This window comes from Pseudomonas sp. GW704-F2, assembly GCF_059423025.1.
Genome location: NZ_JBWKXO010000066.1, coordinates 4,994 through 19,757, shown reverse-complemented (window position 1 = coordinate 19,757; position 14,764 = coordinate 4,994). Strand labels below are relative to the sequence as shown.

At 63.2% G+C, this 14,764-nt stretch carries 14 protein-coding genes, 1 pseudogene and 1 riboswitch; of the genes and pseudogenes, 7 read left to right on the top strand and 8 right to left on the bottom strand.

The genetic code is table 11. The features are described 5' to 3' along the window. Positions 1-206 precede the first annotated feature (206 nt). Positions 207-440 carry a hypothetical protein gene (locus AC07W0_RS29475; protein WP_017847731.1) on the top strand — a complete coding sequence of 78 codons (234 nt, stop codon included), beginning with the start codon at positions 207-209 and terminating at the stop codon, positions 438-440. Positions 441-494: 54 nt separating this feature from the next. Here AC07W0_RS29475 and chrA read toward each other — a convergent pair whose 3' ends face one another. Then, on the bottom strand, positions 495-1,703 hold the full coding sequence (gene chrA, locus AC07W0_RS29470; protein ID WP_102618879.1) for a chromate efflux transporter: 1,209 nt from the start codon (positions 1,701-1,703) through the stop codon (positions 495-497). Positions 1,704-1,857: 154 nt separating this feature from the next. On the opposite strand from chrA, the gene AC07W0_RS29465 reads away from it, so the two are divergent. Continuing rightward, a complete protein-coding gene (locus tag AC07W0_RS29465; protein WP_046487107.1) occupies positions 1,858-2,418 on the top strand; it encodes a nucleotidyltransferase family protein in 561 nt (186 codons plus the stop codon). Positions 2,419-2,511: 93 nt separating this feature from the next. Here the strand turns inward: AC07W0_RS29465 and AC07W0_RS29460 are convergent, their stop codons facing one another. From AC07W0_RS29460 to AC07W0_RS29445, 4 genes are all read right to left on the bottom strand, one after another. After that, the gene (locus AC07W0_RS29460) at positions 2,512-3,279 is read right to left on the bottom strand and encodes an ABC transporter ATP-binding protein (protein WP_102618878.1); all 768 of its coding nucleotides are present in this window, start codon (positions 3,277-3,279) and stop codon (positions 2,512-2,514) included. Beyond that, the gene (locus AC07W0_RS29455) at positions 3,276-4,280 is read right to left on the bottom strand and encodes a FecCD family ABC transporter permease (RefSeq protein ID WP_102618877.1); all 1,005 of its coding nucleotides are present in this window, start codon (positions 4,278-4,280) and stop codon (positions 3,276-3,278) included. Before AC07W0_RS29455 ends, AC07W0_RS29460 begins: the two co-directional genes overlap by 4 nt. Next, positions 4,277-5,287, bottom strand: coding sequence for an ABC transporter substrate-binding protein (locus AC07W0_RS29450; RefSeq protein ID WP_102618876.1), 1,011 nt, complete (start codon positions 5,285-5,287; stop codon positions 4,277-4,279). The genes AC07W0_RS29455 and AC07W0_RS29450 overlap by 4 nt, the downstream gene beginning before the upstream one ends. A gap of 114 nt (positions 5,288-5,401) precedes the next feature. Further along, positions 5,402-5,596, bottom strand: a riboswitch (cobalamin riboswitch). 35 nt (positions 5,597-5,631) lie between these two features. After that, positions 5,632-6,561 carry a DNA/RNA non-specific endonuclease gene (locus tag AC07W0_RS29445; RefSeq protein ID WP_102618875.1) on the bottom strand — a complete coding sequence of 310 codons (930 nt, stop codon included), beginning with the start codon at positions 6,559-6,561 and terminating at the stop codon, positions 5,632-5,634. Between the two features lie 134 nt (positions 6,562-6,695). Here AC07W0_RS29445 and AC07W0_RS29440 point away from each other — a divergent pair, with 134 nt between their 5' ends. Together AC07W0_RS29440 and AC07W0_RS29435 are read left to right on the top strand one after the other, a co-directional pair. After that, positions 6,696-7,757 (top strand): M4 family metallopeptidase, encoded by a 1,062-nt coding sequence (locus AC07W0_RS29440; protein ID WP_017847724.1) that lies wholly within the window; start codon positions 6,696-6,698, stop codon positions 7,755-7,757. Positions 7,758-7,785: 28 nt separating this feature from the next. Beyond that, positions 7,786-8,091, top strand: a complete 306-nt coding sequence (locus AC07W0_RS29435) for a protealysin inhibitor emfourin (protein WP_017847723.1) — start codon at positions 7,786-7,788, stop codon at positions 8,089-8,091. Positions 8,092-8,146: 55 nt separating this feature from the next. On the opposite strand, the gene AC07W0_RS29430 is transcribed toward AC07W0_RS29435, so the two are convergent. After that, positions 8,147-9,538: an aldehyde dehydrogenase family protein gene (locus tag AC07W0_RS29430; protein WP_102618874.1), complete on the bottom strand. Its 1,392-nt coding sequence runs from the start codon at positions 9,536-9,538 to the stop codon at positions 8,147-8,149. A 103-nt stretch (positions 9,539-9,641) separates the two neighbouring features. Here AC07W0_RS29430 and ptrR point away from each other — a divergent pair, with 103 nt between their 5' ends. Next, on the top strand, positions 9,642-10,514 hold the full coding sequence (gene ptrR, locus AC07W0_RS29425) for a putrescine utilization regulator PtrR (RefSeq protein WP_046382626.1): 873 nt from the start codon (positions 9,642-9,644) through the stop codon (positions 10,512-10,514). A 45-nt stretch (positions 10,515-10,559) separates the two neighbouring features. Here ptrR and AC07W0_RS29420 read toward each other — a convergent pair whose 3' ends face one another. Next, positions 10,560-10,769 (bottom strand): hypothetical protein, encoded by a 210-nt coding sequence (locus AC07W0_RS29420; protein WP_017847720.1) that lies wholly within the window; start codon positions 10,767-10,769, stop codon positions 10,560-10,562. 111 nt (positions 10,770-10,880) lie between these two features. Beyond that, entirely contained in the window at positions 10,881-12,077 is a 1,197-nt protein-coding gene (locus tag AC07W0_RS29415; protein WP_102618873.1) for an amino acid aminotransferase, read from the bottom strand. Between the two features lie 345 nt (positions 12,078-12,422). Between AC07W0_RS29415 and uvrB the strand changes: the two genes are divergently transcribed. Further along, entirely contained in the window at positions 12,423-14,438 is a 2,016-nt protein-coding gene (gene uvrB, locus AC07W0_RS29410) for an excinuclease ABC subunit UvrB (RefSeq protein ID WP_017847718.1), read from the top strand. 231 nt (positions 14,439-14,669) lie between these two features. After that, positions 14,670-14,764: pseudogene (locus AC07W0_RS29405) on the top strand (UvrB/UvrC motif-containing protein); the annotation flags it as partial.

The window sequence follows — 14,764 nt, the reverse complement described above, 5'->3', positions numbered from 1 at the left end:
GTCATCGTCAAGATTAAATTCCAGAACCCCTGTTTGCTTATGCAGACAGGGGTTTTGTTTTGGGCGGTCGGAAAGGGCCACTGAATCTGTAGACACTCGATGTCCGGTTTTGGGCCGAAAGCAGCCCCTTTCTCGACAAACAGGTCTACCATGCCAGCCCGGCAGTGGTCCACGCGCTACCGTCCATTTTTCATAAAGGCTTCGCAATGACCATCGACCAAATCTCCCTTCCAAAAGGTGTCGGCCCTCACGCCTCCAAACTCCTCGACGCCATCACCGGTGCCTCCACCCACGAAGAACTCAACCGTGCCGGCGGCAAAGCCGAAGGGTTTGTCTTGGGCCTCGAATCCACCAAAGCCATCAAGAGCCAAATCGCCGAGTCGTTGTATGTGGCTTACGACGACGCGGCGAGCAATCGCGCGAGTGAGTTGAAGGGCTAGTCGTCAGCCGCCGAGGTCTTCGGACAGGTCAAGCAGCAAGGCGCGGTGGACGCGTTACAGGGCAAGACTCAATAACCATCCGAGCGCGCCGCTTCCGACAACCACCAGCCACGGTGGCAGCTTCCACACCATCAACGCCACCAGGCCGATCAGGGCCAGGCCGAAATCCCGTGCGCTGAAGATCGCACTGGTCCATACCGGCTGGTACAGCGCCGCCAGCAACAGCCCCACCACCGCTGCGTTCACGCCCGCAAGGGCGGCCTGGGTGCGCGGGCTGCGGCGCAGGCTTTCCCAGAAGGGCAGTGCGCCGAGCACCAGTAAAAACGACGGGGCGAAGATGGCCAGCAGGCAGAGCAGGCCACCGAGCCAGCCGCTCGGGGCCTGGCTCATCGACGCGCCGAGGAACGCGGCGAAGGTGAACAAGGGGCCGGGCATGGCCTGGGCGGCGCCATAGCCGGCGAGGAAGACATCGTTGCTCACCCAGCCGGTGGGCACGACTTCGGCCTGCAGCAGTGGCAGCACCACGTGGCCGCCGCCGAACACCAGCGAGCCGCTGCGGTAGAACGCGTCGATCATCGCCAGGCCCTGATTGGGGATCAGTTGGGCCAGGATCGGCAGGCCGGCCAACACCAGCACAAACAGCGACAACCACATCGCCCCCGCGCGGCGGCTGAGCGTCACGGGTAACGCATCGTGCGCGGCCGGTGGCGTGGGCTTGAACAGCAGCAGGCCAGCCAGCGCCGCCGCGCTGATCACGGCGACCTGGCCCCACGCCGAGGTTTGCAGCAGGGCCACGCACGCCGCGATCAGCATCACGCTGATGCGCGCTGCGTCGCTACACAGATTGCGCGCCATGCCCCACACGGCTTGGGCGACCACGGCGACGGCCACCACCTTAAGGCCATGCAACGCACCCGGCGGGAGCGCCGTGCTGTGCTGGGCAATGCCCAAGGCGAACAGGATCAGCACCACGGCCGACGGCAGCGTAAACCCCAACCATGCCGCCAGCGCCCCACCGTAGCCAGCCCGCGACAGGCCCAGCGCGATACCTACCTGGCTGCTGGCCGGGCCGGGCAGGAATTGGCACAGCGCGACCAAATCCCCATAACTGCGCTCGCTCAGCCAGCGGCGCCGGGTGACGAACTCGTCGCGAAAGTAACCCAGGTGCGCGACGGGGCCGCCGAAGGAGGTGAGCCCCAAGCGCAGGAAAATCAGAAACACCGACCAGGAGCTGGCGGGGCGATCAGTCGGGGAATGGGCCAAGGTCGGCGTCTCGGTGAGGGCAATAGGGGAGCGGTGTGTCGAGGCACCTTAGCGAATTTTGATGACGTGAAGAAGAGGCCGTTACGTGAAAGCGTAACCTGCGTTGTTGTACTGTTGGCTCCCCAAGACAGGTGCCCACTACAAAGGATTGAACATGACATTGACCGTCGAAACCTTTCTCGAGTTGGCCATGGCCAACCCCATCAACGCCGAGATCACCGCGCGCCTGCCCGCCCTTGGTGTGAACCAGTGCATGCTGACCGCGGGCTGTCTGTTCCAGGCTGTTTGGAATCATCAGTCGAATCTGCCTGCTGACCAGGGAGTGAAGGACTACGACGTTTTTTACTTCGACCCGGACCTTTCCTGGGAGGCCGAAGACGCGGTCATTCGCGCTGCACAGCGGCTGTTCGAGGATTTGGAGGTAGAAATTGAAGTGAAGAATCAGGCGCGCGTTCACCTTTGGTATGGCCAGCGGTTTGGCCGACCGTATCCGCAGCTGCACTCCGCGCGCGCCGGGATTGATCGTTACCTGGTGGCCGGGACGTGCATCGGGCTGGATGTGGCGACGGGCGAGGTGTATGCGCCATTTGGTTTGACTGATATGGAGCAGGGCCTGCTCAGGATCAACCCGATCAATCCTGAGCCGGAGTTGTTTGCGCAGAAGGCGCGCAGCTATCAGGCGCGGTGGCCTTGGCTGAGGATTGTCGAGGATTAGCCCAGCGCGCGCGGCAGTTCGGCAGGTGCTGCGCGCTGATCCCATCGCCGCCTCGCCGGGCTCGACAGCGCCGACATTTGAACGGTGTTGCCGTTAAGCGCGCAGTCGCAGAATCTGCGCCCCGTCAAACGGGTCCGTCAGGTAGTGCGCCTGCACTCCGAAGGTGTCCTGCAGCCGCTGCGGCGTCAGCACGTCCTGCGGCTTGCCCTGCGCCACCAAACGCCCGCGGTCCAGCACGGCCAGGCGATCACAGGTCAGTGCCTGGTTGAGGTCGTGCAGGGCGATCAAGGTCGTCACGGGTAACGCCTGCACGCCCTTGAGAATCGACAGTTGATGCTGGATATCCAGGTGGTTGGTCGGCTCATCCAACACCAGAATCTGTGGCCGTTGCGCCAGGGCGCGGGCGATGTGTACGCGTTGGCGCTCACCGCCGGAGAGGCTGCGCCAGGCGCGGTTGCTCAAGTGCATGGCGTCCACGTCGTGTAGCGCCTGGCGCACGATGCGGTCGTCTGCCTCGGACCACGGGCTCAGCGCTGACAGCCACGGGGTGCGGCCCAATGCGACAGCGTCGAACACCCGAATGGCATCGTCGGTGTCGGCCTGTTGTTCCACCACGGCCAGGCGTTGTGCGACGGTGCGGCGGGGCAGCTCGCCCAGGCGCTCGCCACCCAGGCGTACTTCGCCATGAGCGGGGCTACGCAACCCGGCCAACAGTTTGAGCAAGGTGGATTTACCCGAGCCGTTCGGGCCGACGATCCCGAGGGTTTCGCCGAGCGTCACCTCCAGGTGGATATCCCGCAGCAACTCGGCTTCCCGCACCTTGAAGCCCAGCCCGCTGCAGCTCAATACCGGCGCACTCATCGAGGGTTTCTCCGGCCGATCAGAATCAGTGCAAACACCGGCGCGCCGACCAGCGCAGTGACCACGCCGACCGGAATCACCTGGCCCTTGATCAAGGTGCGCGACAGCACATCCGCCGCGATCAGAAACAGCGCGCCACCCAATGCGCTGGCCGGCAACAGGCGCGAGTGCCCGGTGCCGAGCAGCAGGCGCGCGGCATGGGGAATCACCAGCCCGACAAAACCGATGGAGCCGACAATCGATACCATCACCGCCGTGACCAGCGCCGCGCAGCCCACCAGCACCCATTGCACGCGGCGCACCGGGATGCCGAGGGAGGCCGCCGAGTCGCGGCCGAAGGTGAACGCATCCAGCGCCCGACGATGCCACAGGCACACCGCCAACCCGGCGACCGCCACCGGCACCGCCAGCCACACCGACGGCCAACGCACGCCGCTGAGGTTGCCCAGCAGCCAGAACAGAATGCCGCGTGCCTGTTCGGAGCTGGCCGACTTGGTGATCAGGAACGCGGTGAGCGCATTGAACAGCTGCGAGCCGGCAATGCCTGCGAGGATGATCTGCCCGGTGCCGCTGGACGAACCGCTGGCCCGCGCGAGCAATACCACCAGCGCAAACGCCGCCATCGCCCCGCCGAACGCACCGACCGACAGCGAAACCAAGCCGCCGCCGACGCCCATCAGCACCACCAGGACTGCGCCGGTCGAAGCGCCGGCGCTGATGCCCAGCAGGTAAGGATCGGCCAGGGGGTTGCGCAACAACGACTGCAAAATCACCCCGCAGGTGGCCAGCCCGGCCCCGCATGCGGCGGCGACCAGGGCGCGGGTCAGGCGGTAGTTCCACACCACGCCTTCATCGATCGGGTCCAGCACGTAGCCGGCCGCCCACAGTTTGTTGGCGAGTACCTGCAACACCACCTGCGGCGCGATGGCGGTTTCGCCGATGGCCACGCCGGCGAGCACGGCGATCAGTAGCAATGCCAGGGCGATTAGGGTTCGTATCATTTCGGCAGGTCGTAGCCGTCGATGGCCGCAGCCAGTTGTTCAAGACCCTCGAAGGTCCGCACGCTGGCCTGCAGGGCCATGGCGTCGAGGATGATAATGCGGTTGTGTTTCACCGCGTCCATGTTGCGCGTCACCGGGTCGCTGCGCAGGAAGGCGAGCTTCTGTGCATGATCGTCGGCCGGGTAGCGGCGGCGGTCCATGCGGGCGATCACCAGCACGGTGGGGTTGGCCTTGGCGATGGTTTCCCAGCCGACGGCGGGCCATTCCTCATCGGACTGCACCACGTTGCGCAGTCCGAGCGTTTGCAGCATGAATTCGGGGACACCCTTGTGACCGGCCACATAGGGATCGCTGGCCATCTCGGCGCTGGAAAACCACACCAGCGCGCTGGCCTGCTTGAGCCCCTTGCCTTGCACGGTGGCGACGGACTTGGCCAGGCGTGCCTTGAGTTCATCGTTGAGTTGCTGGCCGCGATCCTGCACGTCGAAAATCTCCGCCAACTGGCGGATGCCCTTGTAGATCGTGTCGATGCGGAACGGCTCCAGCCGCGTGCCGTCGGCGCCCACCCGGTTGTTCTTGGCTTCGCAGTCGGAGGGCAGCAGGTAGGTGGGGATCTTCAACTCATGAAACTGCTCGCGGGTGCCCACCACGCCTTGCGGGCCGACCACCCATTCCAGCTCGGCCGCCACCAGTTGCGGGCGCTTGGCGATCACCGACTCGAAGCTCGGTTCGTTATTGGCCAGGCGTTCGATGCCGTCGTTCAGCGCCTTGAACTGTGGCAGCACGTTGTTGAACCACAGCGACGTGCCGACCACTCTATCGCCCACGCCGAGGGCATAGAGCATTTCGGTGGCGGCCTGGCCGATGGTCACGGCGCGGGCGGGCGCTTGCGCGAAGGTCAGGCTGCTGCCGCAGTTCTCCACCGTCAGCGGGTACTGAGTGGGGGCCGCTTGGGCCAGGGCACACAGGCCCAGGCCGGTGAGCAGGGCGGTAACGCGTGGCAGCATTGGGCAATCTCCTTGGAGCCGTACCTGGAACAGGGGGTGTACGGTTCGGAAACACGCCCTCGACCGCTGCGGGTGAGGCAGGCAAGGATGTCCTTCCCGGACACCCCGCCGGTTAGTGATTTTGCTGGGCCGGCAGGTCTCCTGACTGATGCGTCGTCGCCACGCTCCGGCCTTCCCGGACGGGGTCCAGTGGCAGTGGGGGAGCGGGCTCGGCATCTACAGTTGCGGGGGCAGTTCCGATTGACGCGGTGTACCGCGCTTCGGATTCCCTATTAGTCCCGTTTGGGAACCGGCGCGGTATGGTAGTCGATCACGGCGGGGCGATATAGCCTTAGGTCGCCCGGTTACAGACGAATATCTTCAGGGCCCTGGATCAGCGCTTCAATTCGCGTCCCCGTGGCGCGCTCTTCATTGCTGAAACCATCGTAGTCGGCCAGGTTGGCGAAGCGGATACCGGTCAAGCGTTCGATCTGAATCACGCTGCGCTGGTAGGTTCTGAGCTGGCCGAACATGAGGTCGAGCTGACCCAGCTCGCGGTTTTGGTCGATCATGTAGGCGCTGGCGCAGGGCTTGCCGTCGTCGCTGAGGTAGGCGACCACTTTCCAGAACGCTTTGGGGATTTTAACGCCCCGGTAGACGCGGTCGTCGTCCGCCAACACCGGGCCGGTAAACACCGTGGCCCGGGCTTTCCAGCGTTGTGTGTTATCGAGAATGTAGTCCTCGAGTTCCAGCCAGGTCTTCTGGTTGAACCCGCTCATCTGCGGTGAGCAGTTGGTGAAGTGGAAGGTGTCGGCATTGGCGATGTTGGCCGCGTCACCCCAGTTGGGGTCCTGTCGGCGCACCAGATGACCGCGGTCCAGGCCATTGTCGGTGTAGAGCGCATCACCCACCTGTGCGCTGATGGGCAGGCGGCCGTCGTAGGCCCAGGCGTCGTTGCTGCGGATGATATCCACATGCTGTGCGCCATCGATATTGGCGCCCACGTAGAGTGCCAGTCGCCTCGAGCGCGACATGGTCACTGAGAAATGCGTGTAGTCCAGGCGCAGCGGCTGTACGTCAGCCAGCAGGGCTTCATCCACCGTGGGCCATGGCACCACGAAGCGGTCGAGAAACGCTTCAGCGTAGCCGCGCCGGTCCTGCAGGTCCTTGGCCGCAGTGACACGCGCAGTCGCCGCCCGGGCCTCCATGAGGCTCGGGCCGGCTGCGATCAACGGGCGCAGGTCGGCGAGCCGGGGGCGGTGCGAAAGGTCGATTTTGGTGGCGCGTGGGGGCATTGTAAGTTCCTCGCAGTCCTCGGATTAACACTACTGCAGCATAGCTTCATGACAATTTGGCCCAAGCCGCCACGGCAGGACTATTCTTGAACGGTTATCCGGACGTTCACCTCACGCCAAAATGGAGCCAGCCAATGTGTGTTCGCCAGCATCGCAACCCGATTTTCTGCCTGATCCCGCCATACATGCTCGACCAGATCGCCCGCAACGGCGATAAAGCGCAACGGGAAGTCGCGTTACGCACACGCGCCAAAGACAGCACGTTCCGTTCGTTGCGCATGGTTGCCGTACCCGCCAACGGGGCTGCCCACATGGCCCTGCCCATGGGCGCCGAAAAACGGCGTTCGATCTACAGCGCCGAGGGCGCCGATAGCCTGCCGGGCAAGTTGATCCGTGGCGAAGGGCAGCCCGTCAGTGGTGATGTGGCGGTGGACGAGGCCTACGATGGGTTGGGCGCCACATTCGATTTTTTCGATCAGGTCTTCGACCGCAACTCCATAGACGACGCCGGTATGGCGCTGGACGCGACCGTTCATTTTGGCCAGAACTACAACAATGCATTCTGGAACTCGAGCCAGATGGTGTTTGGTGATGGCGATCAGCAGCTATTCAACCGGTTCACGATAGCCCTTGATGTCATTGGCCATGAGTTGGCCCACGGTGTGACCGAGGATGAGGCCAAGCTGATGTATTTCAATCAATCCGGTGCGTTGAACGAGTCGCTGTCCGACGTGTTCGGCTCACTGATCAAGCAGTACGCGCTGCAGCAAACGGCGCAAGATGCGGATTGGTTGATCGGCAAAGGGTTGTTTACCAAGAAAATCAAAGGCACTGCGTTGCGCTCGATGAAAGCGCCGGGCACCGCGTTCGATGACAAGCTGCTGGGCAAGGACCCTCAGCCGGGGCATATGGACGATTTTGTGCAGACCTATGAGGACAACGGCGGGGTGCATATCAATTCCGGTATTCCCAACCATGCGTTCTATCAGGTAGCCACGAAGATCGGCGGGTTTGCCTGGGAGCGCGCAGGGCGTATCTGGTATGACGCGCTACGCGATGCGCGGTTGCGGCCGAACGCGGGGTTTCTGCGTTTCGCGCGCATCACCTACGACATTGCCGGTCGGCTGTACGGTGCTGGCAAGGCCGAGCACAAGGCGGTGAAGGAAGGCTGGAAAGCAGTGGGCATTAACGTCTGACAACCCGCCTGGGCGGTGAGGAACAGCCATGCAAATTTCGATCAAGGAAATTGGGGGACCCGCGTTTTTCCCGGGCCTGGCCCGACCGAACACCGTGGAACTGGAGACGCTGCCCGAGGCGGACCAGCAAGAGTTGCGGCAACTGATCGAGGCTTCACACTTCTTTCAGTTGCCGCAAAGCACCGCGCCGGAACCCGGTAATCCAGGCCAGGTGCATTACACCCTGACCGTGACCGAAGGTGAACGCGAGCACACGGTCTGTGTGCTCGCGCCAGTGAAGTCAGAGGCGCTGGACGGGCTGGTGCAGTGCGTGCGCCGGCATATCCGCTGCTGAGCCTGCTGCGCAGCCCCGCGGGATCACGCTCCCTTGCCGCAGGGGTTGCGGTGGATTATTTGCGATCCAGCCACACCGTCTGCGCATTGCAGAATTCCCGCACGCCAAAGTGCGACAACTCTCGCCCAAAGCCGCTTTTCTTCACGCCACCAAACGCCACCCGCGGGTCGGACACGCTGAAGGCGTTGACGAAGATCCCGCCGGTTTCCAGCTGGTCGGCGATCTCGCGTGCTTTCGCCGAGTCGCGGGTGAAGATGCTCGCGGTCAGGCCGAACTCGCTGTCGTTGGCCAGGGCCACGGCGTGATCGGCGTCGCGGGCGCTGATGATGGAGGCGACGGGGCCGAACAGCTCTTGTTTGAACGAGGTCATCTGGTCGGTGACGTCGGCCAGCACGGTCGGTGCGTAGTAGTTGCCGACGCCGGGCACTTTGTCGCCGCCCAGCAGCAGGGTCGCGCCTTCTGCCAGGGTCGCCTGGACCTGGCCGTGCAGTTCGTCGCGCAGGTCGAAGCGGGCCATCGGGCCGACGTAGGTGTGGGTCGAGGTCGGGTCGCCCATCACCAGTTGGCGGCTGGCTTCGACGAACTTGGCAGTGAAGGCGTCCACCACGCCGGCTTCGATGATCAGGCGCTTGGCCGCGGCGCAGACTTGGCCGCTGTTCTGGAAACGGCCGATCACCGCGGCCTGGACGGCAGCGTCGAGGTCGGCGTCGTTGAGCACGATGAACGGGTCGCAGCCGCCCAGTTCGAGCACGCATTTCTTCAGCGCGGCACCGGCCTGGGCACCGATGGCCATACCGGCGCGCACGCTGCCGGTGAGGGTGACGGCGGCGATGCGTGGGTCGGCGATGGCTTTGGAAACGCCGTCCTGGGTCACGTTGAGCACTTCGAACAGGCCTTCGGCAAAGCCGGCTTTGTGGAACGCCGCTTTCATCAGGTAGGCGCTGCCCATCACGTTCGGTGCGTGTTTGAGCACGTAAGTGTTGCCAGCGAGCAGCGTCGGCACGGCGCCGCGCAGGACTTGCCAGACCGGGAAGTTCCACGGCATCACCGCGAGGATCGGGCCCAGCGGGCGGTATTCGATGTGCGCGCTGCCGTTGTCCACCAGCGTCGGTTCCGCGGCGAGCATGGCTGGACCGTGGGCGGCGTACCATTCGCTGAGTTGCGCACATTTCTCGATTTCGGCGCGGGCCTGGACGATGGGTTTGCCCATTTCCAGGGTGATCATCTGCGCCATCGCTTCGGCTTGCTCACGCAGCGCGCCGGCCAGGGCCTGCAACCGCTCTGCGCGCTGGCTGAGCGGCTGGCGGCGCCAGGTGCGGAAAGCGGCGGTCGCGCGGTTGAGGGTGGCGTCCAGCTGGCTCTCGTTTTCATACGGGTAACTGCCGACCGTTTCGCCGGTGGCGGGGTTGATCGAGAGGGCGTGGGTCTGGTGAGCGATAGCGTTCATGGCACCGTCCTGCTGAAGGTTTGGATTGGAATCAGCGTAAGGGGCTATATCTTTTCTGGAAAGTGAATAATATTAAGCAATACGTTCACGATTGGAGAATGATTTGGACTTGGTGCAGCTGGAAATCTTCAAGGCCGTTGCCGAGCAAGGCAGCATCAGCGCCGCCGCGCAGTTGATTCATCGAGTGCCGTCCAACCTGACCACGCGCATCAAGCAACTGGAGCAGGATCTTGGCGTGGCGCTGTTTATCCGCGAGAAGAGCCGCCTGCGTCTGTCCCCGGCCGGGTGGAATTTCCTCGGCTATGCGCGGCGTATTCTCGACCTGGTACAAGAAGCCCGTGCGACGGTGGCGGGGGAGGAGCCCCAGGGCGCGTTTGCCCTCGGTTCGCTGGAAAGCACCGCAGCGGTACGTATTCCCGCACTGCTGGCGGCATATAACCAGAAGCACGCCAAGGTCGAGCTGGACCTGAGTACCGGGCCCTCGGGCACGATGATCGAAGGCGTGTTGTCGGGGCGTCTGGCGGCGGCATTCGTCGATGGACCGGTGTTGCATGCCACCCTGGAGGGCCTGGCGGTGTTCGAGGAGGAGATGGTGGTGATTGCACCGCTGCATCACGCGCCGATCACCCGCGGGCAGGATGTGAACGGGGAAAGCATCTATACCTTTCGCTCCAACTGTTCGTACCGCCACCACTTCGAGCGCTGGTTCGCACAGGACGGCGCGGTGCCGGGGCGGATTTTCGAGATGGAGTCTTACCACGGCATGCTTGCCTGCGTCAGCGCCGGGGCCGGCCTGGCGCTGATGCCGCGCAGCATGTTGGAAAGCATGCCGGGGTTTACCACGGTGAGTGTGTGGCCGCTGACGGACAGTTTCCGCGTCTTGCACACTTGGTTGATCTGGCGCCGAGGCACGGTGTCACAGAGCCTGAACAGTTTCGTAAGGTTACTGGAGGAACGCGTCCTGGCAACCCCATAAAACCAATGTGGGAGGGGGCTTGCCCCTCCCACCTTTCAATCTTCATCAGCCGCCGAATTGTAGGGTACCCATCGCCAATTTGGCCATTATCGCTGTCGCACCCAATTGCACCAGCCACAGGGCCAACCCGCCGAGGAATACGCCGAGGGCCACTTGCAAGACCAGGCTTTTCTGGCGCTTGGCTTGCGGCGCACGCGGGGTGAAGTGGTCCAGTTCGTCGCGGTCGGCACGCAGGTCCAGGTCGTCGTTTCTCATAGGGCTCTCACAGCAAAGGGGCAGTCGGGGTTCAGTCTAGGGGAGCAGGGCGTTTTCTGACAGGCATTAAAAAGGGAAGCCGTAGCTTCCCTTCGTTCAGCGCCGCCAGGTTTATAGAACCTGAACAATCGCCTTCGTTACCGCACCAATGTTCGATTGGTTCAACGCGGCCACACAGATACGCCCGGTGTCCAGCGCGTAGATGCCAAACTCGGTGCGCAGACGGGTGACTTGCTCAACGGTGAGGCCGGAGTAGGAGAACATCCCACGCTGGCGGCCGACGAAGCTGAAGTCGTGGTCCGGCGCAGCCTTGGCCAGTTCGGCGACCATCTGCTCGCGCATGCCACGGATGCGCAGGCGCATCTCCGCCAGCTCGGCTTCCCACTGGGCGCGCAGCTCAGGGTTGTTCAGCACTGCGGCCACGACCGCCGCGCCGTGGGTCGGCGGGTTGGAGTAGTTGGTGCGGATCACGCGCTTGACCTGGGACAGGATGCGCGCGCTTTCTTCCTTGGATTCGCTGACGATCGACAGCGCGCCCACGCGTTCGCCGTACAGGGAGAACGACTTGGAGAACGAGCTCGATACAAAGAACGTCAGGCCCGATTCCGCGAACAGGCGCACCGCGGCGGCGTCTTCGTAAATGCCATCACCAAAACCCTGGTAGGCCATGTCGAGGAACGGCACCAGGTTTTTCGCCTTGACCACGTCGAGCACTTGTTGCCAGTCGGCCGGGCTCAGGTCGACGCCGGTCGGGTTATGGCAGCAGGCGTGCAGCACCACGATCGATTGCGGCGGCAGGGCGTTGAGGTCGGCGAGCAGGCCGGCACGGTTCACGTCGTGGGTGGCGGCGTCGTAGTAGCGGTAGGTCTGCACCGGGAAGCCGGCTTTTTCGAACAGCGCCTGGTGGTTTTCCCAGCTTGGGTCGCTGATGGCAACCACGGCATTGGGCAGCAGTTGCTTGAGGAAGTCTGCACCGATCTTCAGCGCGCCGGTGCCGCCAACCGCTTGTGCGGTAATCACACGGCCAGCGCTCAGCAGCGGCGAGTCAGCGCCAAACAGCAGCTTTTGCACAGCCTGGTCGTAGGCCACGATCCCGTCGATCGGCAGGTAGCCACGGGCAGCGTGTTGCGCCACGCGAATGGCTTCCGCTTCGGCAACGGCACGCAAGAGTGGAATCTTCCCCTCCTCGTTGCAGTAAACGCCCACGCCAAGGTTGACCTTGGTGGTTCGTGTATCGGCGTTGAATGCTTCGTTGAGGCCCAGGATTGGATCGCGTGGTGCCATTTCGACAGCGGAGAACAGGCTCATTTTTGCGGCAGCTCTTTGGGGGAAAGGAGGGACGTGTCGCGCTCCAGCCGAATGCACTAGAGCGGTGCACAAACGGGGAGCTAGTATAGAGGCCATCACGGTCAAGGGCGACAACCGAAACGGCTTTTCGGCCAAGTTTTTCGGTTTATTTACCGACCGTCAGTCTTAATCCAACCTTGAGCGTAGACGGCAGGTCGGACGATTGCCTTGAAACCCGGCACATTCGTCACCACTTCTACAGCTATCATGGTTTTTTCCTGCAACCTGCGATGAAAATTCGCGGGTCGCTGAGCTTTTTTCGTCCTTGGTGGAGTGCAGCCGGGGGTGACTTGAAAGAGGTACGTTATGTCGGATTTCCAGCTCGTCACCCGCTTTGAACCCGCCGGCGATCAACCCGAAGCGATTCGCCAGATGGTCGAAGGCATCGAAGCGGGCCTGTCGCACCAGACGCTGCTCGGGGTGACCGGTTCGGGCAAGACGTTCAGCATCGCCAACGTGATCGCGCAGATCAACCGCCCGACCCTGGTACTGGCACCGAACAAAACCCTGGCCGCGCAGTTGTATGGCGAGTTCAAGGCGTTCTTCCCGAACAACGCGGTGGAGTACTTCGTTTCCTACTACGACTACTACCAGCCCGAAGCCTATGTGCCGTCCTCCGATACCTTTATCGAGAAGGACGCATCGATCAACGACCACATCGAGCAGATGCGTCTGTCAGCGACCAAGGCGCTGCTGGAACGCAAGGACGCGATCATCGTCACCACGGTGTCGTGCATCTACGGCCTCGGCAGCCCAGAAACCTATCTGAAGATGGTGCTGCACGTCGACCGTGGCGACAAACTCGACCAGCGCGAACTGCTGCGTCGGCTGACGAGCTTGCAATACACGCGCAACGACATGGACTTCGCCCGCGCCACCTTCCGCGTGCGCGGCGATGTGATCGACATCTACCCGGCGGAGTCCGACCTGGAAGCGATCCGCATCGAGCTGTTCGACGATGAAGTCGAGAGCCTGTCGGCGTTCGACCCGTTGACCGGCGAAGTGATCCGCAAACTGCCGCGTTTCACCTTCTACCCCAAAAGCCACTACGTCACGCCGCGCGAAACCCTGATGGGCGCCGTTGAGGGCATCAAGGTCGAGCTGGCCGAGCGCCTGGAATACTTGCGCGCCAACAACAAGCTGGTGGAAGCCCAGCGCCTGGAACAACGCACCCGTTTCGACCTGGAGATGATCCTGGAACTGGGTTACTGCAACGGCATCGAAAACTACTCGCGCTACCTCTCGGGCCGTGAATCCGGAGCGCCGCCGCCGACGCTCTACGACTACCTGCCGGACGACGCGCTGTTGGTGATCGACGAATCCCACGTCAGCGTGCCGCAAGTCGGCGCGATGTATAAGGGCGACCGTTCGCGCAAGGAAACCCTGGTGGAATACGGCTTCCGCCTGCCGTCGGCGCTGGACAACCGGCCGATGCGCTTCGACGAATGGGAACGCATCAGCCCGCAGACCATCTTCGTCTCGGCGACGCCCGGCAATTACGAGGCTGAGCATGCGGGGCGCGTGATCGAGCAACTGGTGCGCCCGACCGGCCTGGTCGACCCGCAGATCGAAATCCGCCCGGCGTTGACCCAGGTCGACGACCTGCTCTCGGAAATCAGCAAGCGCGTGGCCCTGGAAGAGCGGGTGCTGGTCACCACGCTGACCAAGCGCATGTCCGAAGACTTGACCGACTACCTGGCCGACCACGGCGTGCGCGTGCGCTACCTGCACTCGGACATCGACACCGTGGAGCGCGTGGAGATCATCCGCGACCTGCGCCTGGGCACCTTCGATGTGCTGGTGGGGATCAACCTGCTGCGCGAAGGCCTGGACATGCCGGAAGTGTCGCTGGTGGCGATTCTGGACGCGGACAAGGAGGGCTTCCTGCGCTCCGAGCGTTCGCTGATCCAGACCATCGGCCGTGCGGCGCGTAACCTCAATGGCCGGGCGATTCTCTACGCCGACCGCATCACCGGCTCCATGGAGCGGGCGATTGGCGAGACCGAGCGCCGTCGCGACAAGCAGATCGCCTTCAACCTGGCGAACGGCATCACGCCCAAAGGCGTGTTCAAGGACGTCGCCGATATCATGGAAGGCGCCACCGTGCCTGGCTCGCGCAGCAAGAAGCGCAAAGGCATGGCCAAGGCCGCCGAGGAAAGCGCCAAGTACGAAAACGAACTGCGCTCGCCGAGCGAGATCGCCAAGCGTATCCGCCAGTTGGAAGAGAAAATGTACCAACTGGCGCGGGATCTGGAGTTCGAAGCGGCGGCGCAAACCCGCGATGAAATCGGCAAGTTGCGTGAGCGCCTGTTGGCGGTTTGATCGGTGGTGGCGGTACTGGCCTCATCGGGGGCAAGCCCCCTCCCACATTTGACCGCATTTCAACGTTGGAACCCGATCAAGTGTGGGAGGGAGCTTGCTCCCGATAGGCGCGACACAGTCTCAGTGACTCCCCCAGCCTCAAGCCCCGCCGGCAACGCCGTGCTCAACAAAATCACCAGCATGCCCAAGCTTGAAATGCCGTCAAATGTGGGAGGGAGCTTGCTCCCGATAGGCGAGAAAATGTACCAGCTGGCGCGGGATCTGGAGTTCGAAGCGGCGGCGCAAACCCGCGATGAAATCGGCAAGTTGCGTGAGCGCCTGTTGGC